The organism is Herbaspirillum sp. WKF16 (assembly GCF_028993615.1).
Taxonomy (GTDB): Bacteria; Pseudomonadota; Gammaproteobacteria; order Burkholderiales; family Burkholderiaceae_D; genus Herbaspirillum.
Window position 1 is genome coordinate 62,912 of the sequence record NZ_CP118632.1, and the last position, 20,719, is coordinate 83,630.

At 68.6% G+C, this 20,719-nt stretch carries 15 protein-coding genes; 3 read left to right on the forward strand and 12 right to left on the reverse strand.

The annotated features are described in order from the left end of the window. Positions 1 to 283: 283 nt before the first annotated feature. The 11 genes from Herbaro_RS00220 to Herbaro_RS00270 form a co-directional block, all read right to left on the reverse strand. A complete protein-coding gene (locus Herbaro_RS00220) occupies positions 284 to 1,918 on the reverse strand; it encodes an ATP-binding protein (RefSeq protein WP_275011859.1) in 1,635 nt (544 codons plus the stop codon). 116 nt (positions 1,919 to 2,034) lie between these two features. Continuing rightward, positions 2,035 to 4,470, reverse strand: a complete 2,436-nt coding sequence (locus Herbaro_RS00225) for a TonB-dependent receptor (RefSeq protein ID WP_275011860.1) — start codon at positions 4,468 to 4,470, stop codon at positions 2,035 to 2,037. 162 nt (positions 4,471 to 4,632) lie between these two features. Then, positions 4,633 to 5,661, reverse strand: a complete 1,029-nt coding sequence (locus Herbaro_RS00230; protein WP_275011861.1) for a FecR domain-containing protein — start codon at positions 5,659 to 5,661, stop codon at positions 4,633 to 4,635. A gap of 4 nt (positions 5,662 to 5,665) precedes the next feature. Next, complete coding sequence (locus Herbaro_RS00235) at positions 5,666 to 6,160, reverse strand: sigma-70 family RNA polymerase sigma factor (protein WP_275011862.1); 495 nt, start codon at positions 6,158 to 6,160, stop codon at positions 5,666 to 5,668. A 272-nt stretch (positions 6,161 to 6,432) separates the two neighbouring features. Continuing rightward, positions 6,433 to 7,068, reverse strand: a complete 636-nt coding sequence (locus Herbaro_RS00240) for a DUF2325 domain-containing protein (RefSeq protein ID WP_275011863.1) — start codon at positions 7,066 to 7,068, stop codon at positions 6,433 to 6,435. 198 nt (positions 7,069 to 7,266) lie between these two features. Further along, positions 7,267 to 9,825, reverse strand: a complete 2,559-nt coding sequence (locus tag Herbaro_RS00245) for a TonB-dependent receptor (protein WP_275011864.1) — start codon at positions 9,823 to 9,825, stop codon at positions 7,267 to 7,269. A 102-nt stretch (positions 9,826 to 9,927) separates the two neighbouring features. Next, positions 9,928 to 10,935 carry a FecR family protein gene (locus Herbaro_RS00250; RefSeq protein WP_275011865.1) on the reverse strand — a complete coding sequence of 336 codons (1,008 nt, stop codon included), beginning with the start codon at positions 10,933 to 10,935 and terminating at the stop codon, positions 9,928 to 9,930. Between the two features lie 6 nt (positions 10,936 to 10,941). After that, a complete protein-coding gene (locus Herbaro_RS00255; protein ID WP_275011866.1) occupies positions 10,942 to 11,484 on the reverse strand; it encodes a sigma-70 family RNA polymerase sigma factor in 543 nt (180 codons plus the stop codon). A gap of 110 nt (positions 11,485 to 11,594) precedes the next feature. Further along, positions 11,595 to 11,777, reverse strand: a complete 183-nt coding sequence (locus Herbaro_RS00260; protein WP_275011867.1) for a hypothetical protein — start codon at positions 11,775 to 11,777, stop codon at positions 11,595 to 11,597. After that, a complete protein-coding gene (locus Herbaro_RS00265; protein ID WP_275011868.1) occupies positions 11,774 to 12,928 on the reverse strand; it encodes a PepSY-associated TM helix domain-containing protein in 1,155 nt (384 codons plus the stop codon). The genes Herbaro_RS00260 and Herbaro_RS00265 overlap by 4 nt, the downstream gene beginning before the upstream one ends. A 174-nt stretch (positions 12,929 to 13,102) precedes the next feature. After that, on the reverse strand, positions 13,103 to 14,371 hold the full coding sequence (locus tag Herbaro_RS00270) for an MFS transporter (RefSeq protein WP_275011869.1): 1,269 nt from the start codon (positions 14,369 to 14,371) through the stop codon (positions 13,103 to 13,105). A 134-nt stretch (positions 14,372 to 14,505) separates the two neighbouring features. On the opposite strand from Herbaro_RS00270, the gene Herbaro_RS00275 reads away from it, so the two are divergent. Next, positions 14,506 to 15,492, forward strand: a complete 987-nt coding sequence (locus tag Herbaro_RS00275) for a LysR family transcriptional regulator (protein WP_275011870.1) — start codon at positions 14,506 to 14,508, stop codon at positions 15,490 to 15,492. A 54-nt stretch (positions 15,493 to 15,546) separates the two neighbouring features. On the opposite strand, the gene Herbaro_RS00280 is transcribed toward Herbaro_RS00275, so the two are convergent. Further along, a complete protein-coding gene (locus Herbaro_RS00280) occupies positions 15,547 to 17,046 on the reverse strand; it encodes a succinyl-CoA:acetate CoA-transferase ScpC (protein ID WP_275011871.1) in 1,500 nt (499 codons plus the stop codon). A gap of 207 nt (positions 17,047 to 17,253) precedes the next feature. Here Herbaro_RS00280 and Herbaro_RS00285 point away from each other — a divergent pair, with 207 nt between their 5' ends. Both Herbaro_RS00285 and Herbaro_RS00290 read left to right on the forward strand, forming a co-directional pair. Continuing rightward, a complete protein-coding gene (locus Herbaro_RS00285; RefSeq protein ID WP_275011872.1) occupies positions 17,254 to 18,141 on the forward strand; it encodes a LysR substrate-binding domain-containing protein in 888 nt (295 codons plus the stop codon). Positions 18,142 to 18,536: 395 nt separating this feature from the next. Further along, a complete protein-coding gene (locus Herbaro_RS00290) occupies positions 18,537 to 20,669 on the forward strand; it encodes an FUSC family protein (RefSeq protein WP_275011873.1) in 2,133 nt (710 codons plus the stop codon). Positions 20,670 to 20,719: the final 50 nt, after the last annotated feature.

The following is a 20,719-nucleotide window of genomic DNA, read 5'->3' on the forward strand; positions in this document are numbered from 1 at the left end:
GCGTCGGCGCGGAGAAAAAACAGCTTCTCATCTCCTTGACCCCTGAGTGCGTGAAACGGCTCAGTTTGGGTATTTGCAGCAGCCCGCCGCGCAATAGCGGTGGGAGCCGGGGTGAGCGTGCCGTGATCAGATCCTGCCTTCGCCGAGATAAGCCTTTGGTTCAGGCCGGTCTTGCTGAGCCAAATGAAAAGTTCTTTTAAAACAGACGTTTAGAGAGGATTTTCATTTTTTTGGGGTGTGGATTTGGCTCGACAATGCGAGATAGGCGCCGTTTTGCGCCAAATCAGGTGACGCGATACCGGGTTCCATTTCGTATGCCTTCTCGCGCCAGGTTGCCGTTTTCGACCAATTGATCCAGCGCTCTGCGCACGCGCGAGCGAGGGATTTCCGCACCGATTCGTTGGTGAATGTCGCCGATCTTGGTATTTGGATATCGTGCGACATCTTCCACAATCAATGCCAATAGCCTGTGGGGTTCTATGCGTTTGAGAGTGGTCCCCGACGGGAAGTCCAGATTACGCAATAACTCGGGATCAACGAAGTAGCGTGTGGCTTGCGTCCGTCCGGCGCTGCGGATCAGTTGCCACTCGAGTGGCCGTTTGATCCAGAGTTGAACCGCGTCGATGGTAGGTAATTCCAGTGCCCGGCACATCTCGCGGCCGCTCAAAGCCTCATGCTGGGCCAGCAGGCCGAGTACGATCCGCTCACGTTGCGTAAGTTGATAGGCCTGATCGGCTTTGGCGATGAAATCGATGACCTGGGGTTGGATGATTCGCCTACCCACGGCGACGCATACGCGTTCGTGCGTCTCCGTCAGATCCGGGACCGGGCGTCCTTGCGACAGCAGGACTTCGTACATCTTGCCGAAGCCGCTGCCCTCTCTTTCCATCAATTTAAGATCATGGAAAAGTCGTGCAAGGTGATCGTTGCGCCGTACGGTCATATGCAACACGTTTTGCGGCGTGACGCCTAACGGAAGCGGCCCGGGGTTGACGACTTCAAGCCTGTCCGGATGCAGGTTCAGAAAGATGTCTCCGCGTTGCGTATAGGGGCGATGCACGAGCGCATTGACCAGAAGTTCGCGTACTACCACCTCGTCGAATGCAGGCACGTTCTGGCGATACAGACCATCAGGCAGTTCATAGCTTTCACGGAAGTCGGGCACTTCACGCCAGATTGCCTCGATCAGTTCCAGCGGACTCAACGCATGATCGTCCCAGACCAGCTTGTTGACCTTGGCATTGTGCTCGTCGAATTTGATGAATTGGATGATGGGCGCAGTGGACAGTTGCGCGCGGTGTTGCTGTTTGCCGATACACAGGATGCCCAGGTTGGTCAGGAATCCTCCTTGTGCAAGCAGGTAGTGGTCCTGGAGCTCCGCGTCGGCTTTCTCTTTGACCGAAGCCTTCACCCGGTCCGAGGCACGCAAGCCGTCGGCCAGTCGTCGGAACTTCTCCGCATCAAGCTCCTCGCGAGGTACGTGCAGCGAGGTTTGGGTTTCCCACGGCAAGGCACTGCGCTCGGTGACCAGGCGCATGACGTCGTCGCCCGTCACGGGCTTGCTCTGATCGCCCACGCGCAGGAAGTAGCGACCGTCGATCGTCGACGCCACACCGGTGGAACGCGCAATGATCAGATCGAGATATTCGCCGCCGTTGGGCGCGACGATGATGTTGGGCAGTGCGCCCACGTTTACCGTGATTTCGGCGAGCCGGCGGCGAACCCTGTCCGGTAGATCGGCGGGTATGCACTGGTCGGCCGGTGGGAGTTCCTGGTCGTCTTCCACGCCGATAAAAAGGTGGCCGCCGGAAGCATTGGAAAACGCCACGCAATCCTTTGCCAATTCTTCCCAGTTCGCACTCTTTCCTGAAACGGCGCGCAGGGACTTCTTGTCGAGCAGTTGCCCCTCCAGGCTCATTGGCGGATTCTCCTGTTTGATGATCCTTGTTCGGGCGATCCTGCTCGTCGGAACGGGACGCCATCACGGCGATGGCCATGCAAGGAAATTCGATTGTAGCAGCGCCGCAGCGATGCTCAGAAATCCACCTGCGCCGACAGCAGCACGGTGCGCGGCGCCGCTACGGTGGCGTAGGGATTGTCCAGCAGCCAGTAGTTGCGGTTGAAGAGGTTCTCGACGTTCAGGCGCAGCACCGTGGCGCGGCCGGCTAGCCTGGCCTGGTAGCGCGCGCCGATGTCCCAGCGCGTCCAGGCCGGCAGGCTCAGGGTGTTGGCGGCGTTGAACCAGACCGGCGAGGTGTACACCATGCGCGCGTTGAAGGCCAGGCCGCGCAGCCAGGGCGCGTCCCAGTCGGCGGCCAGGTTGAAGGTGCGCTTGGGGATGCCGGGCGCGTTGCGGCCGTCGTTGGCGCCGTCGGCGGTGCGCTTGAGGCGGGCGTCGTAGAAGGTGCCGCTGGCCAGCAGGCGCAGGCCCGGCAGGGCTTCGCCGTAGGCCGACAATTCCAGGCCGCGGTTGCGCTGGTCGCCGTCGTAGCTGAACAGGCTGGTGGTCGGCGTGGTGGGCAGGTTGGTGATCACCTCGCTGGGATTGGCGATCTCGAACACCGAGACGTTGGTGGCGAGCCTTCCCCAGTCGACTTTCACGCCTGCCTCGATCTGGCGCGAGCGGTAAGGCGGCAGGATCTGGCCGACGTTGATCATGCCGGTCGGCACCACGGTGCCGCGCGTGAGGCCGGCGGTGTAGTTGGCGTACAGGGAGAGCCGTTCGTCCGGCTTGACCACCACGCCCCACAGCGGCGAGACCGCGGCCGCGTTATAGGCCGAGAGCAGGCCGCCGGCGATGGTGTCGTAGCTGTCGTAGCGCACCGCTTGCCGGCGCGCGCCGGCGAACAGGCGCAGGCGGCCTTCCAGCAGCGACATGGAATCGGTCAGCGTGAGGCTGTCGAGGATCATGTCGTAGGACTTCCTGGGCGCGGTGCGTTCGGCGGTGATCGGCGTCAGCGGGCTTTGCGCATAGATGCTGTAGGCATTGGTGGCCGGCGCCTCGATGTAGGCGTTGCCGGCCTCCTGCTGCAGCCGCGTCAGGCCCAGCGCGATGGTGTGCTGCACGCCGCCGGCGTCGAGTTGCATGCGCAGGCCGGCGTCGGCGGTGACGGTCTTGCTGTAGGTGTCGTAGTAGCCGTTCAGGGCGGTGCCCGCGCCGTTGCTGTCGACCGAGCCGGTGGGCAGGTTCTGCCAGGTGGCGCCGTGGCGGTAGCCGAGCGCGGCGTATGCCGAGAGCGTGTCGGAGATGTCGTAGTCGAGGCGCGTGAGGACGGCGTCGTCGTTGAGGCGCAGGCGATTGTCGGGGAAGAAGTTGACGTCGGCTGCCGGCGCCTGCGGGATTGACGCCACGTCCGTCAGGAAGCCGACCTGGGGCCGGAAGTTGCGGCTGTTCTCGCGTTGCGTGTAGGCGTCCAGCGACCAGCGCAGGCGCGCGGCGCGGTAGTCCAGCGCCAGCGTGCCCGCGCCCACGTCCTGGTGGCCGCCCTTGATGCTGCCCTCGCCGTCGCGGTAGGCGGCGTTGATCCGCACGCCCCAGGCATTGTCCGGGCCGAAGCGGCGGCCGATGTCGGCCTGCATGCCGGGCTGGTTGCCGCTCTGCCAGGTGGTGGACAGGCGCGTCAGCGGCTCGTCGCCGGCGCGCTTGGTGACGATGTTGATGCTGCCGCCGATGCTGCCGCCGGGGCTGATGCCGTTCATCAGCGTGCCCGGTCCCTTGAGCACTTCCACCCGCTCGGCGATCATGGCCGGCATGCGGCTGCCGGATGCCAGGCCGAACAGGCCGTTGACGCCGACGTCGCCGCTGCTGAGGTTGTAGCCGCGGATCTGGTAGGTCTCGCCGAAGCCGCCGGTGGAGGTCAGCATGCGCACCGAGGCTTCATTCATGACGACGTCGGCCAGCGTGCGCGCCTGCTGGTCGGCCAGCAACCGGGCGGTGTAGTTCATGGTGGAGAAGGGCACGTCCATCACGCTGTCGGTGCCCAGCACGCCGAGCGTGCCGCCGCGGGCCACCTGGCCGCCGGCGTAGGGAGCGCTGTCCTGCTCGGCGCGCGAGACCACGGTGACCGGCGGCAGCGGCGCGGCGGGATGGGCCGCTGCCGTTGCCGTGCGCATCAGCATGTAGCTGCCGTTGGCCTGGCGCGCGGCCAGGATGCCGGCGCCGGCCAGCAGCGCGGCCAGGCCGTCGTCCACGTCGTACTGGCCGTGCAGCCCTTCGCTGCGCAGGCCGGCGGTGAGCTCGGGACGGAAGGACAGCAGGATGCCCGCCTCATGGCCGAAACGGGCCAGCACATCTTCCAGCGATCCGGCCGGGATCTCGTAGGCGCGCACGGCCGGCTGGCTGTCGGCGACGGCTGCGACCGGGAGCGCCGCCAGCGCGCCGGCGCTCAGCGCCATGCGCGCCGCACAGGCGAACGCAAGCAGCGCCGAACCGGCGCGCCTGCGGCGCCTGGAAGCCCTGGCCTGCCCCATGTCGATGCGACTCTCCTTGCAAGATAAGCAATGTGAAACGTAGTCCCCATCTGCATGACCCGCGAGAATTCAAAACGGATCAGCTTGGGAGAAGATTTTTTTATTGTTCCGGCGCGGGAAATGGATTCGCCGCAGTGCGGCGGCCAAGCGGCGCCGGATCGCTTAGCCGCGCGGCGCCAGGCGCACGTGGCGGGCGCCCCAGAAACGTTCGCGGACCTCGGCCTGCAGCGACAGCGTGCCGGCCACGGTTTCCATCACCCGGCCGGTGTCGGCCACCGGGAACGAGCCCGACACCCGCAGCCCGGCCACGGCCGGATCGCAGGACAGGGCGTCGCGGCTGTAGCGGCCCAGCTCGGCCAGGAAGTCGTCCAGGCGCATGCCGCGCGCGATGATGAAGCCGTCGGTCCAGCCGATGGCGGCGGCATCGGCCGGGCTGGCCGCGTCGGCGCCGGTGGCGGAGAAGCTGCCGCGTTCGCCGGCCTGCAGCACCCGGGCGGGGCCTTGGCGCGGCGCCAGGCGCACCGCGCCCTGGTACACGCTGACCTCGGTGCGCTCGCCCAGCAGCCGCACCGTGTAGCGGGTGCCCAGCGCATGCGCGGCGCCGTGCGCGGTCTCGACCAGGAAAGGACGGGCCGCGCCGTCCTTGGCGGTGGTGGCGAGGATCTCGCCGGCCAGGAGGCGGATGCGGCGCTCGCCGGCGCCGTAGGCCACGTCGGCGGCGCTGGCGGTGTTCATCATCAACTGGGTGCCGTCGGCCAGCGTCAGCGTGCGGCGCTCGCCGATGGCGGTGCGGTAGTCGGCGTTCCATTCGCGCCAGGGCGCGAGTTCGGCGGCGCCCCACGCGGCGCCGCCGGCGAACAGGGTCACGGCCAGCGTCTTGACGATCTGGCGGCGGCGCGCCGAGCCGCGCGGCGCCAGCGCGGCCTGGGCGATGGCGGCGCTGACCGGCGAGGCCAGCGGCTGCAGCCGCCCGCGCACGGACTCGATGCGCTGCCAGGCGCGTTCATGGTCGGCATGCGCGGCGCGCCAGCATTGCCAGGCGGCCACGGTTGCCGCCGGCACCGGCTGCGCCTGCAGTTCGACCAGCCATTCGAGAGCGCGCTCGGCCACCTGCGGCGGTACGCTGGAGGCTTCCGCAGTGTGCTGGTACCAGGACGAGGCGGCGGATGCGGCGGATGGCGGCTGGCTCATGCGCTCAGCCGAGGAAAGAGATGTCGGCGAAGTAGCAGCGCTGCAGCGCCTTCGCCAGATAGCGTTTGACGGTGGGGATCGAGATGCCCAGCTCCGCCGCCACCTGGGCGTGGGTCTGGCCATCCAGCTGCGAGAGCAGGAAGGCGCGGCGCACCGCGGCGGGCAGGCCGTCCAGCAGGTTGTCGAGCTCGAGCAGGGTTTCCAGCAGGATGGCCTGTTCTTCCGGCGAGGGCGCCAGGTCCTCCGGCGCCATGGCCAGCGCTTCCAGGTAGGCCTTCTCCAGCTTCTCGCGGCGCCACAGGTTGGACATCAGGTTTTGCGCCACCGTGGTCAGGTAGGCGCGCGGCTCGTTGAGCAGCGAGGGCACGCGCTCGCTGCCGAGCAGCCGCAGGAAGGTGTCGTGCGCCAGGTCCGCCGCCTGCTCGCTGTTGCCGAGACGGCGCGCGAGCCAGCCCTTGAGCCAGGAATGATGGTCGCAATAGAGAGCTTCGATGGACATGGGAAAAACGCATCCCTGCAAAGGTGGAACCGGGCCCGCGCGGCCGGTGCAAAAACGCTTGCTGCGGGGCAAGGGCGCGGGCGGAACAAGGGCCAAGTATAAATGATAGTCATTACTATTGACAGTTGGCCGCCGCCCGCTGCGCCGCTTCCGTTGTTTTTCGCCCTTCCCCGTATGCGCTGATTGCCGCGCCATTGCTGGCGCGCGGGCAAAAAAATGCCGGCGCAAGGCCGGCATGTAAAGAACGCAAAGGACGTCAGGAAAACGGATGTTCAACCGGCGGTCTCGGGGGCATCGACCTCGACCCGGGCGTCGACGCCCAGGCGGGCGCGCGCGTCGCGGTGGATGCGCATGACGCGGAAGCTGGCCGGCTGGGCGACCAGCACGCAGGTCTTGCCGGTGCGCTTGCAGTGGTCCTGCACGCGCCAGTAGTCGCCGTGGGACAGGCAGCCGGTCTGGCAGATGACCAGATCGGCCCCGGCCACGCTGGCTTCCAGCGCGGACAGCGCAGGCGCATCGGCAGCGGGGCCGCGTTGCGGCGCATGCGAAGCGCGCGCCGGCGCGCCTACGGGCGGGCGCAAGGTGTCGCGCATCAGGTCCTGCAGCTTGCCGCTGAGTTCCCTGACCTTGCGCGCCAGCGTGGCGCGCGGGGCCAGGTCGGGCTGCGCCGCTTCCAGCGCCGCCCGATCCTCGATGGCCCAGGCCAGGGCGCTGTCGCGCGCGATGATGGCCGCGCGCATCCGCATCGCTTGCGCGCGCAGCATGGCGATCTCTTCGGCCTGGCGCGCGATGGTGTCGCTGCAGCGGCGCTGGGCGGCGGCCAGGTGGCGCACCAGCGCGGCCTGCTCGGCGCCGGCCGGGGCACACGGCCATGGCGCGGAGGGCGCGGAAAACATGGTCTCGGTCATAGGAATCTCCCAGGGCGTCCCGGACGGATATCGCCGAGAAGACAGTAGCGCGATCCGGCGGGAAGGGGCTCGATTATAGATGAGAATCATTGTTATTTGACGCGATTGCCAGCAGGGTTATTTCCACCGCGGCAATCGGCGCGCGCCATGAAAAAAAAGGCCGTCCATGCGGACGGCCTCGCGCTGGGCACGGGATGCTCAGTAGTCCACCGAATAGCTCACGCCGAAGGTGCGGCCGCGGCCCTTGTAGTCCAGCGCCTGCTGCGCCACCAGGCTGCCGTACAGGATCTTGGCGCGCTGGCCCCAGGTGGTGGTGTAGTCGCGGTCGAGCAGGTTCTGGATGCCGAAGCTGAGTGTGCCGCGCGGCAGCTGGTAAGCACCCAGCAGGTCGAACAGCGCATAGCCGGACAGGCGATTGCCGCCGGCGTCCGACACGGCGAACACCTGCGTGCCCTGCAGGCGCAGCGCCAGGTTGCCGTCTTTCCAGCCGCCGTAGGCGGTCATCTTCGAGGGGCTGGAGGTGGTCACGTCGCGCTTGGCCCAGTCGCCATTGCTCTGCTGCTGGGTGATGATGGCCAGCCAGTTCAGGCCGGCGTCCCAGCGCTCGCTGAAGGCGTAGTTGAGCTGTCCTTCCAGGCCGATGTTGCGCACCTTCTGGTCGATCACGTCGATGTTGAGCGTGGTGCGGTTGATCTGGATCGCCTTGTCGGACCAAGAATAGAACGCCGCCAGCTGGGTCGACAGGCCGCCGCCGCGATGGCGCCAGCCGGCTTCCACCTGGCGCGTCTTGATGCCGCTCATGGGCGAGTTGGCCACGCTGGTGCCGCTGAGCAGGTTCCAGGTGCCGCCGGTGCCGCCTACCAGCGAATAGCTGCCCTGGCCGTAGTACTTGGCGGGGTCGGCCAGCTCGAAGCCTTCCGAGTAATTGGTCCACACCTGCTGTTGCGGCGTCAGCTTGTAGAGCAGGCCGCCGTTGAACAGCGTCACGTCGTAGCTGTTCTTGCCGCCGGGGATGGCTTGCGCGCTGCGCCCCACGCCGGCTGCCACCAGCCGCTGCTGCGCCACCTGCACGAAGTCGCCGACCTCGATGTTGGCATGTTGGCGGCGCACCCCGCCGGACAGCGAGAGACGATCGGTCAGCTTCCAGTCGGCCTGGCCGTAGAAAGAGTAGATGTCGGTCTGGAAGGTCGGGTAGCGGCCCAGCTCGGCCGCGCGGTTGAACACCAGGCCGCCTGAAGACAGCGCCTGCGCGGTGTTGAACATGACCTGGGTGCCGGTGAACTTCTCGTGGTCGTAGTCCACGCCGTAGGTCAGCTTGACCGCATCGAACTGCTTGGCCAGCACGGCCTTGGCGCCGTAGGTGTCGGTGTTCTGGCGCGAGGTGCTGTAGTAGGGCACGGTGGTGCGCACGCCGCCGACGGTATAGGTGTCGGTGCCGGGGAAGGGATAGAAGTCCAGCTTCTCCGAGCGGGCGAAGCCTTGCAGGTAGAAGTCCTGGCCGCCCAGCACGTCGCGCGCGTGGTAGTCGGCGGAGAGCATCTCGCGCTGGGTGCGCGGCTTGACGTCCGAGCTGAAGCCGCCGCGCACGTCGAGCTGCGACGGATCCACGGGCGCCGCGCCCAGGCGCATGGCGCCGATCAGGTTGGGGCCCATGTACAGCGTCTTGCCCGGCTGGTAGCCGGAGTCGTACAGCTGGCCCAGCAGCTTGAGGCTCTGGCCGCCGCCGAAGTCGATGTCGAGGTTGCCCAGCAGGTCGAGCGATTCGTTGAACTGCAGGTCGGTCTGGGTGATGTCGGGGATGACCGCGCGGCCGCGGCCGTCGTAGGCGCCGCCGTTCTTGCCGTAGACCACGCCCAGGCGCCCGTAGACGCGGTCATTGCCGCCGGAGACCGATTGCGCCAGGCGCCAGTCGAGGTCGTCGCCGGCATGCAGGCCGGAACGGAAACCTGCCTCGCTGGTGAAGCGCAGCTCGCCCGACTGGGCGCGCTTGGTGACGATGTTGATGATGCCGCCGGTGGCGTTGCCGCCGTACAGGGCGCTGGCGCCGGAGAGCACTTCGATGCGCTCGATGTTGAACGGATCGATGGAGTCGAACTGGCGCGACAGCGCGCGCGAGCCGTTGAGCGAAATGCCGTCGATCATCACCAGCGCGCTGCGTCCGCGCAGGTTCTGGCCGTAGTTGGTGCGGCCCTGCGGGCCGACGTCCAGGCCCGGCACCAGGTTGCCCAGCAACTCCTTGAGCGGCACGCCGGCCCGCGCCTGGGTGGCGATCTGTTCCTGGTCGATGATCCAGGTGGTGGCCGGCAGTTCGGTGACCTGGGTCGGCGTGCGCGCGCCTACCACGACGATGTCCGAGAGCACCGGCGCGGCGCTTTCCGGCGCGGCGGCGCGCGGCTTGCCGGCCGCGGCGGCGCGCTGCACCAGGTAATCGCCGTTGGCCTGCGCCTGCGCCGTCAGGCCGCTGCCGCGCAGGATGGCGTCGAAGCCGGACTGCACGCCGTGACGGCCGTTGAGGCCGGGCGAGGACAACCCCTCGGCCAGCCGGGGATCGAAGGCCAGCGTCACCCCGGCCTGGGCGGCGAAGCGGTTGAGCACGCCGGCCAGCGGGCCGGCCGGAATGCTGAAGTCTTGCTGCGCGGCAGCGGCAGCCTGGGCCTGGGCGGGCTGCGCCGCGGCGAGCGCGGCGGCGCCGCCGCCGGCGCACAGCGCCAGGCGCAGCGCCAGTTGCAGGGGACGAAGGCGGAGAGTGTGGGTCATGGTTGTCTCGGGTTGTCGTGCCGCGCGATATTGCGGCGTTCACAGACCATGACGAAGCAGAAATCCAAAGGGACAGCGCCGCGCGGAAATTTTTTGACGATGCTAGTTGCCGGCGGCCGCGCTCACCACCGACAGCAGCGGCGAGTAGCGCGCCACGCGGATCGGCAGCACCGATTGCAGCGTCTGCAGCACGCGATCCGGGTCGTCCAGCGCGAACACGCCGGATACGCGCAGCCGCGCCAGTTGCGCGCGATCGTAACGCAGCATGCCGCCGCGGTAGCGCGCCAGCGCGTCGAGCACCTCGACCAGCGGCATGTTGTCGGCCACCAGGCGGCCGCTGGTCCAGCTCGCCGCCAGCTCGGCATCCAGTTTCTCGGTGGGGCCGATCGCGGCGGGCGTGATGGTGGCGCGCTCGCCCGGCGCCAGCATCCGCGCCGAGGCGCCGTCGGCGCTGGCCGCGCGCACCTTCGATTCGAGCACCGTGACCACCGTGCCGCGGCCGTCGTCGCGCACCAGGTAGCGCGTGCCCAGCGCGCGCGCCTCGCCGTCCTCGGTGCGCACGGCGAAGGGGCGCTCCTGCGGGCGCTCGATGTGGGCCACGTCCACCAGGATCTCGCCGCGCAGCAGTTCGATGCTGCGCCGGCCGGCCTCGTAGCGCACGTTTACCGCGCTGCGGCTGTTCAGGGTCAGGGTGCTGTGGTCGGGCAGCTCCACCGTGCGCCGTTCGCCGGCGGCGGTGCGGTAGTCGGCGCTCCAGTAGCGCGCCTGCGGCATCATGGCCCACAGGCCGGCGCCCAGCGCCAGCACGATGCCGGCCGCCACTGCGCGACGCGCGGCGGCATGGCCGCGCTTGCGCGCGGGCGCGACCGCCTCCAGCGCCGAGGCGGCCGGGCCGGAGACGAGGCCGTCGAAGCGCGCGAACATCTGTTCCAGGCGCTGCGCGGCCAGCGCGTGACGCGGATCCTGCTCGCGCCAGCGGCGGTAGGCGCTGCGCCCTTCCAGGCCGAGCTCGCCCGCGCCCAGGCGGGTGAGCCAGTCGATGGCCTGCTCGACCGTGTGCTGGTCGGGTTCCATCGTGGGCTGGCGCTCGGGCGGGCAGGCGGTGTTCATGGGGGCTTATGCGGTGCGGATGTCGGGGGCGGCGGGATAGAGCGCGCGGTAACAATGCAGCGCGGCGGCGGCCAGGTATTGCTTGACCATGCTGGCCGAGACCTTCAGCTCGGCCGCGATCTCGCCGTGCGAAAGGCCATCCAGGCGGTTCATCAGGAAGGCCCGGCGCGGCTTCTCGGCCAGGCCCTCGAGCATGGCGGCGATGGCGTCGAGCGCTTCCACCGCCAGCATGATTTGCTCCGGGCTGTCGGCGCACGCCTGGTGCGAATCGCGCATCAGCGCCAGCGCGTCGAGATAGGCCAGCTCCAGCTTGCGCTTGCGCTCCTCGTCGATGATCAGGCGCGTGGCGGTGGTCACCATGAAGGCGCGCGGCTGCTGCAGCGCGGCCGGGTCGGCCAGGCAGAGGATGCGGGCGAAGGCTTCCTGCGCGAGGTCGGCGGCGTGGTGCGGGCAGCCGGTCTTCTTGCGCAGCCAGGCCGCGAGCCACCCGTGGTGCTCGCGGAACAGCAGGCTGAGGAATTCGTTCTTGCTGAGGCCGCCGACGGTCATGCTCCCTCCCTGGATGCCAAGCGCGTCAAATCTAAATAAGAATTATTATTAAGTAAAACGGCGTCAAGGACAAGGCGAATCGGACATCGGGCAGCGGAAAACCCGGCTTCTCAGGCGTCGGGACGCGCTCGCGCCCGCCAATGCAGGCGCAGCTTGCGCGCCACCACCCATACCGGGACGGCGAGGCCGGCCCAGCACAGCCAGTCCCACACGCCGTCGCCGAAGATGCCCGCGGCCAGTCCCAGCAATGTCAGCGCCGCCAGCAACAGCGGCCAGCTCCAGGTTCCGTTCATGCTTGCTCCTTGAGGGCGGCGCCGGCGATGGCGGCTTCCGCCGCGTCGATCTGGCGCACCGCGTTCCTGCTGCGCTTCATCCAGATGATCAGGCCGGTCACCGTGGCCAGCGTGGTGAGCACCGTGAACAGCGCCCACAGGATCTTCAGCGGCATGCCGGCGTAGTCGCCGAAATGGAAGGGAGCGGACAAGAGCAGCACCTGCATGTACCAGGGCATGCCGCGCCGGTCGGCCAGCGCGCCCGTTTCGGCGTCGACCACGGCGATGTTGAAGACGCGCTTCTCCAGCTCGGTATGGCCGCGCAGCACCACCATGTAGTGGCGCGCGGTGGCGTATTCGGAGCCGGGGTAGAAGACATAGGCCAGGTCCTTGCCCGGCACCGCCTCGGCGGCCACCTGCACCGCGCGGTCGGGGGCGATCAGCGCCGCGGGCGCGGCCGCCGGCAGCGTGCGGATCAGGTCGGCCAGTTCGGTCTTCTGCCATACGCCGATGATCAGCGGCGACAGCGACAGGAAGGCGCCGGTCAGTCCCACCACCAGCGCCCACACCATCACGGCGATGGCCGACAGGTTGTGCAGGTCGGCCTGCACGATGCGCCACTGGCGGCCGAAGCGCACCAGGCCGAAGGCCAGCTTGCGCATGAAGGGGCCGTACAGCACGATGCCGCTGACCATGCTCAGCACGAACACCAGGCCGACCACGCCGATGAAGAGCTGCCCGGGGAAGCCGAGGAAGAGGTTGACGTGCAGCTTGAGGATGAAGCCGGTGAAGGTCTCGTCGCCGCCCAGCGCATGCTTGTCGCCGGAGTCGGCGTTGTAGAACACCGAGGTGCCTTCGCGCAGGCTGGCCACGCCCGGCGGGCCTATGCGCACGCCGACGAAGTGGTCGCCGTCCTCGCCGAAGAAGCTCAGCGATTTCATCGCCGTGCCCGGATTGGCGGCCAGCGTCTTGTCGACCAGCTGCTGCAGCGTCGGCCGGGGCGTGCCGGCGGCAACCGCGGCGCTCTGGTGCCCCTGGCCCAGCAGGTCGTCGATCTCGTGATGGAAGATCAGCAGCAGGCCGGTCACGCACAGCAGCAGCAGGTTGATGGTGCAGATCAGGCTGGTCCAGCGGTGCACCGCATACCAGCCGCGCAAGGTCTTGCTCTTCATTGTTGGCCCCTTCGGCCGCGCGGCATGCACGGCGGCCGTTTCCCTGTTTTTAGACGGGCCGATTATAAATGAGAATGATTCTTGTCACTGGGCTTTCAGCCTAGGAATAGAAAAAACGGCCCCGGTTCGCACCGGGGCCGCTTGCGTAAAACCAGGGCTTGCGTGTCGGCAGAATCAGCGGGCCCGGGCCGCGCCCGGCCACAGGCGCACCGCCAGCGCCAGCACCGAGCTCAGCGTGGCCAGCGCGATCACCGCGATCCAGCCCCACTGCGCCAGCGCCAGGCTGCCCAAGGCGGCGCCGGCGGCCATGCCGATGAACATGCCCACGAACAGCACCGCGTTCAGGCGGCTGCGGGCGCCGGGTTCGATGCTGTAGACGATGCTCTGGTGCGCCACCAGGGTGGCTTGCACGCCGAGGTCGAAACCGATCGCCGCCAGCGCGATCAGCACCAGCTGGCCCTGGGTCGAGAACCACGGCGACAGCGCCATCGCGGCGAACGACACGGTGGCAAGGCCCACGCCCAGGCGGGTCACCAGCTCCGGACCCTTCTTGTCCGAGATGCGGCCGGCCAGCGGCGCGGCCAGGGCGCCTGCCGCGCCGGCCAGGCCGAAGGCGCCGGCGGCGGCGCTGCCCAGGTGGAACGGCGCGCCATGCAGCATCACCGCCAGGGTCGACCAGAAGGCCGAGAAACCGATCGACAGCAGGCCTTGCGCCAGGGCCGCGCGGCGCAGCGCGCCATGCTTCTTGAACAGCGTGGCCAACGAACCCAGCAGCGCGCCGTAGCGCAGGTGCGTGGTCGGGTGGAAGCGCGGCAGGCCGCGCCATGCGGCCACGCCGATGGCGGCGATGCTGGCGGCGGCGCCGACGAACATGGCGCGCCAGCCGAAGTGCTCGGCGACGAAGCCGCTCACCACGCGCGAGAGCAGGATGCCCAGCAACAGGCCGGTCATCACCGTGCCGACGATGCGGCCGCGGCTCTGCTCCGGCGCCAGCGTGGCGGCCGCCGGGACGATGTCCTGCGCCATGGTGGCGGTCAGGCCCACGCCCAGGCTGGCCACCAGCAGCATGCCCACGCCCGAGGCGGCGCCGGCCAGCAGCAGCGCGACGGTCAGGATGGCGGCCTTGATCAGGATGATGCGGCGGCGATCGTAGCGGTCGCCCAGCGGCGCCAGCAGCAGGATGCCCAGCGCATAGCCGAGCTGGGTCGACATCGGCACCATGCCGACGGCGCGCTCGGAAGCGCCGATGTCGTCGGCCAGCACGCCCAGCATCGGTTGCGAGTAATAGAGGGAGGCCACGGCCAGGCCGGCGCCGGTGGCCAGCAGGCCGATCAGCGCGGGCGACAGGCCGGGCGCGGCATGCTGGGCATGCGCGCCGGCGCCGGTAGAGGCCGCGGTAGCCGCGGCGGCTTGTACTGTATGCGTCTTGGGAATGCTGCTCATGGTGGAAACTCCGGTGAATTTGCTTCGCTGCTGGTCCTGGAAACCCCTTGTATGCCAGCGTTGAACCGGATTCTGCGCCGATGGACTCGCATACGGTAGTAGCGCAAAGGGCAGAATTGATATACGTTCACCGTATGACCAAGCCCACCGCCCCCGCCCCGGCGCTCTCTCCCGCCGGTTTGACCGACCGCATCGAGCTGATGCAGACCTTCGTGCGCATCGTCGAGGCCGGCAGCCTGTCGGCCGCCGCCGCGCAACTGGGCACCACCCAGCCCACCGTCAGCCGCCGCCTGCAGACGCTGGAGCGCTCGCTGGGCGTGCGCCTGCTGCAGCGCTCCACCCATGCGATGAAGATGACCGAGGACGGCGAGCGTTGCTACGAGCGCGCCAAGGACCTGCTGGCGGGTTGGGACGAGTTCGAGAACGAGTTGCGCGGCGCGCGCCTGCAGGCCGAAGGCGCGCTGCGCGTGGTGGTGCCGCACGCCTTCGGGCAGAAACAGCTGATCGGCCCGCTGGCCGAGTTCATGCGGCGCCATCCGCGCATCACGGTGGAATGGCTGCTGCACGACCGCGCAGCCGACTTCATCACCCACGGTATCGACTGCGCCATCGAGGTCGGCGACGTGCACGACCCTTCGCTGGTGGCGATCCACCTGGCCGAGGTGCCGCGCATGACGGTGGTCGCCCCCGCCCTGCTGCAAGGCAAGCCCTTGCCGCAGCATCCGGCCGACCTGGCGAGCCTGCCCTGGATCGCCATCCCGGCGTTCTATCGGCGCGAGGTCACGCTCACGCATGCCGTCAGCGGCGAGCAGAAGCACATTGCTTTCCGACCGCAACTGGTCACCGACAGCCTGTACGCGCTGCGCAACGCCGCCATCGAGGGCATGGGCGTGGCCGTGGGTTCTTCCTGGATCCTGGCCGAGGACGTCGCGGCCGGGCGCCTGGTGCAGCTGCTGCCGCAGTGGTTGCCGGATCCCCTGCCGGTATCGCTGCTCTATCCTTACGCGCGCTTCTATCCGGCGCGGCTGCGGCATTTCATCGACACCATGAAGGAGGCGATGCCGGCGGCGGTGCGGGGAGCGGTGGGGTGGGATGCCGGGAAGGGGAAAAAGAAGGATTGAGGGGCGGCGCGACGAAAGTCGCCGGGTTCCTGCGAAAGCAGGGACCCAGCGTCGTCAGCGAACGCAACCCAAACGCATCGTCCGGTGCTGCGCGTAATGCTGGTGCCACGCAAACGCCTCGCCCAGCAGGTGCGGCGTATGCCCGCCGGCCGCGCTGGCGCGCTCGAAGTAGTCGCGCAGCTGGCCCCGGTAATCCGGATGGCAGCAATGCTCGATCACTTTCACCGCGCGCTCGCGCGGCGCCAGGCCGCGCAGGTCGGCCAGGCCCCATTCGGTCACCAGCACGTCGACGTCGTGCTCGCTGTGATCCACGTGCGAGACCATCGGCACCACGCTGGAGATCGCGCCATCCTTGGCCACCGACTTCGATACGAAGATCGAGATCTGGCCGTTGCGCGCGAAGTCGCCCGAGCCGCCGATGCCGTTCATCATGTGCGTGCCGCCCACGTGGGTGGAATTGACGTTGCCGTAGATGTCGAACTCCAGCGCCGTGTTCAGGCCGATGATGCCCAGCCGCCGCACCAGTTCCGGATGATTGCTGATCTCCTGCGGGCGCAGCACCAGCTTGTCGCGGTAGCGCTCGATGTTGGCGATGAAGTGTTCGTACCTGGCCTGCGAGAGCGTGATCGACGAGGCCGAGGCGAAGGCCAGCTGGCCGGAGTCCAGCAGCTCGATGGCGCTGTCCTGCAGCACTTCCGAATACATCGCGAGGTCGCGGAAGGGCGAGTCCACCAGGCCGTGCAGCACCGCGTTGGCGATGGTGCCGATGCCGGCCTGCAGCGGCGCCAGCGTGTGCGGCAGGCGGCCGGCCTCCACTTCGGATTCGAGGAAATGGATCACGTGGCGCGCGATGGCGTTGGTCTCGTCGTCCGGCGGCAGCACCGAGGACGGGCTGTCCGGCGTCTCGGTCATCACGATGGCCACTACCTTGGCCGGGTCGAAGGCGATGGTGGCGCGGCCGATGCGCTGGTCCGACGCGGTCAGCGGGATCGGCCCGCGCGCCGGCCGCCCGGCCGGCAGGTAGATGTCGTGCAGGCCTTCTATCGCCAGCGGCACGCTGGTGTTGAGTTCGATCACGATGTACCTGGCCTGCTCGACGAAGCTGGCCGAATTGCCCACCGACATGGTCGGCACGATGCCCTCCTCGGTGATGGCGGCGGCCTCGATGACGGCGATGTCGATGTGCGAGGGCGTGCCGTTGCGCAGCTGCTCGGCGGTCTCGGAAAGGTGCTGGTCGATGAACATCACCTCGCCGGCATTGATCTTGCCGCGCAGCGTGGCGTCTACCTGGAACGGCAGGCGCCGCGCCAGCAGGCCGGCCTTGGCCATCAGGGCGTCGCTGTCGTTGCCCAGCGAGGCGCCGGTGATGACGGTAAAGCGCAGTTCCTCATGCGCGGCGCGCGCGGCCAGCGCGCGCGGCATGGCCTTGGCGTCGCCGGCGCGGGTGAAGCCGCTCATGCCGATGGTCATGCCGTTGTGGAAGAAAGAGGCGGCCGCTTCGGCCGACATGACTTTGCCGGCCAATTCAGGCTGGCGGATACGCTGGCTGTCCATGTTGTTGCTCCTGCTCGGTTTCTTTTGGAAAGGGAGAAGTGCATCCGTGCAGGCGGCGGTGTGGCGGGCCGAACGGACTTCTTGCATTCTTGTTTCGGTCCAGTATAGGAGGCGGCCGCTATGCGCTGTATGATTTAAATTCCGTCGTTCCAGTCGGAATGCGCATACCTTGATCTCTCGCAAATCGACCCCGAAAGCCTTGCCGCCATGGACATCCGCGCCCTGCGCTATTTCACCGAAACGGTGCGCCTGAACAGCTTCAGCCGCGCCGCCGACGCCCTGCACGTGACCCAGTCCACCGTCAGCAAGATGGTGCGCCAGCTGGAGGAGGAGGTGGCGGCGCCGCTGCTGATCCGCGACGGCCGCAAGCTGCAGCTCACCGATACCGGCCGCGTGGTCTACGAGCAGGGCCAGCAGATCCTGGCGTCGATGCAGCGCCTCGACGCCGAGGTGCGCGACACCAAGGCGCTGCGCCAGGGCAGGCTGGAGATCGGCATCCCGCCGATGATCAACATCCTGTGCACGCCGGTGCTCAAGGCGTTCCGCGAACGCCACCCCGACATCGCCATCGTCCTCAAGGAAGACACCGGCCCGCAGATCGAGCAGGGCGTGGCCAGCGGCGAGCTGGAGATCGGCATGACGGTGCTGCCGGTCGATCCCGGGCTGCAACTGGAGGTCAAGCCGGTGGCGCGCTATCCGATCTGGGCCGTGGCCCAGGCCGGCAGCTTCCAGAAGAACCGCAGCACCTTGCGCTGCGCCCAGCTGGACGGCATGCCGCTGGTGATGCTCAACAACGAGTTCGGCCTCACCCGCAGCCTGCGCGGCAGCTTCCGCGAACTCGGCATCGCGCCCCGCATCGCCGCCCAGAGCGGCCAGTGGGACTGGCTGGTCGCGATGGCCCTGGCCGGCATGGGCGCGGCGCTGTTGCCCGAGCCCTTCATCCACCGCATCGCCACCGACCAGCTGCAGGCGGTGCGCCTGGTCGAGCCCGAGGTGCAATGGCAGGTCGCCTATGTCACGCGCGGCGGCTACCTCTCGCATGCGGCGCGGGCGTGGATGGAACTCAGTGGGGAGTTGTTCGCGGGCGGAAAGTAGGGACTCCTTTCCTTTCTTTCTTCGGAGCGGAGGCGCGACGAAAGTCACTGGGTCCCCGCCTTCGCGGGGACGACAGGGCATGAGCAAGCTCGAAGGTATTGGGATCCAAGTTATCAAATCCCTGTCGTCCTGACGAAGGTCAGGACCCAGCGGCGTTCAGCGGTGCAGATGTCTCTTCCTGCCAGCATCGGGCCGCAACAAGGCTATTCCCAGTCCGAATACAACATGGGAACTTTAGTCATACAGGGAATGCAACCCGCTTCCTATACTGCCTGCTGCCGATGTCCGCCGCGGCCGCCGGTCGCGGCGGCGGAACCGGAATGACGCCGCCGTGGAATGAAGTCGCGCGGGCATCGGCACCCTTGCTCCCACGTCCACGCCCTCTCCTCCATAGCATGCCGCCGCCGCTATCGACTTCCTGTCGCTCCCTGTTCCATTCGTCGATCGAGACATGCCTGCGCCGCTGTCGGCAGCAGCTGGAACGCTGGCGCATCCGCTTCCCCCTGCGCAACGCCAATCTTTCCGAGGGGCTGCGCGCCGCTTGCGGCGCCAGCGCCATGCTGCTGCTGGGCGAGTGGCTGGGCAATCCGCTGTTCTCATGGGCCGCCATCGGCGCCTTCCTCACCTGCCTGGCCGATAGCGCCGGCTCTAGCCGCGCGCGGCTGGCGTCGATGGGCGGCTTCGCGCTGGCCTCCACGCTGGGCGGCATGCTGGCCGCCGGTGCCGCCGGCATCGGCGTGGGCACGGGTTTGCTGGCCATCATGGCGTGCGCCGGCGCGGCCGGCTTCTCGCGCGTCTACGGCGCCGCCGCCGGGCTGGTGCTGATGCTGGCGGCCGGCGTCTCGGCCATCATGGCCGATGCCCCGACGGTGCTGTGGCCGCCGCAGCACAGCCACGTGCTGATCTATTTCGCGGGTTGCCTGTGGGCCATGCTGCTGGGCCTGACGGTGTGGCGCATCCACCCGTTCGCGCCGGCGCGCCGGGCCGTGGCGCGCGTCTACGGCACGCTGGCGGAGCTGGCGGCGCTCGGCTCCGCCCGCGACGGCATCGATGGCCGCGACGATCCGGCGCAGCTGGCGCACGCGGCCGAACTGGCCGCGCACACGCGTCGCCACGCGCGCTTCGACATCGCCGCCGCGCATCGCGCGCTGGCCGCCGTGGCGGCCGAGCGCACCGAGTCGCGGCGGCTGTATGAAAACCTGCTGGTGCGCCTGGCGCGCGCCGGCGAGCTGCTCGATTGCATTACCGTACTGGCCGACTTGCGCCTGACGCACTACCAGCCGCCGGAGGCGCGGCGCCGCACCGCGCGCGTGCTGGCGGCCATCGCCCGGCTGCTGCAGGGCATGCAGCGCGCCATGGCCACGGGCGATGCCATCGCCGCCGACGACGACGCCCGCATCATGCTGCGGCTGCGCCAGCTGGTGGCGCGCCTGCCCAGCGGCGCCGGCCGCGTGCTGCAATTGGTCGACGCGCCGCTGGCGGCGGGCGAGGCGGCCGCCGATGCGGGTGGGCTGAAATCGGCCGCGCGCGAGACCGCGCCGCGGCCGCATGGCATCTCCCTGCTGCTGCATCGCTTGCGCGCGCTATGGCGCAAGGCCGCGCAGCACGCCTCCGCCGGTTCGGCCGAGCTGCATCATGCCTGGCGTTGCGCGGCGGCGGCCGGCCTCACCTACCTGATCGTGCATCTGCTGGAGCTGCCCTTCGGCTACTGGGCCACCATGGCGACCATGCTGGTGATGCAGCCGACGGTGGCCGACAGTTGGTCGCGCAGCATGGAGCGCGCCGTCGGCAGCGTGGTCGGCGGCGCGCTGGCCATCGCCCTGTGCCTGGTGGCGCATACGCCGCTGGCGTTGGCGGTTCTGGTGTTTCCGCTCACGGTGCTGACCATGGCCTTGCGCCCGGTCAGCTATGGCCTGTACGCCACCTTCCTCACGCCGGTGTTCGTGCTGGTGGCCGACGTCGGCACCGATCCGGCGCAGCAGCTGGCCAATGCCGCGCTGCGCGCCGGCAACAACGTGATCGGCGCGGCCGTGGCGGTGGCGGCCAGCTACCTGTTCTGGCCGCGCCGCCAGGGCGGCGACGCGCGCAGCCAGCTGTTGCGCATGGTGCAGCTCAACCTGGCCTACCTGATCGACGCCGTGCAAGGCGCACAGGAGGCCGACGACCTGGCGCGCATGCATGCGCACCGGCGCGACGCCTGCGTGGCCAATGTCGAGGCCGGCCTGTTGCTGCAGCGCCTGATGCGCGAGCGCGGCCGCGACGACCATGCCGGCGGCGCCGGGCGCACCGCGGTTGCACTGTCGCGTCGGCTGGCGGCGGCCGCCAGCCACTTGTGGGCGCACCCGCAGGCAGCCGAGCCGGACCTGGCGCCCTGGCTGCATGAGATGGGCGCGGCCCTGCAGGCGCGTGACGCCGCCGCGCTGCATGCCTTGATGCGCCGCCGGCCGGCGCCGGTGCGCCTGGCCCAGGCCGACGCGGTCGAGACGCTGTGCCTGCTGGCGGCGGCATTGATGCCCCAGGGAAAATAAGCGGAAACAAAATCCCCCTTCGCTGCTCGAATCCGGAAACCGCGTCGCAT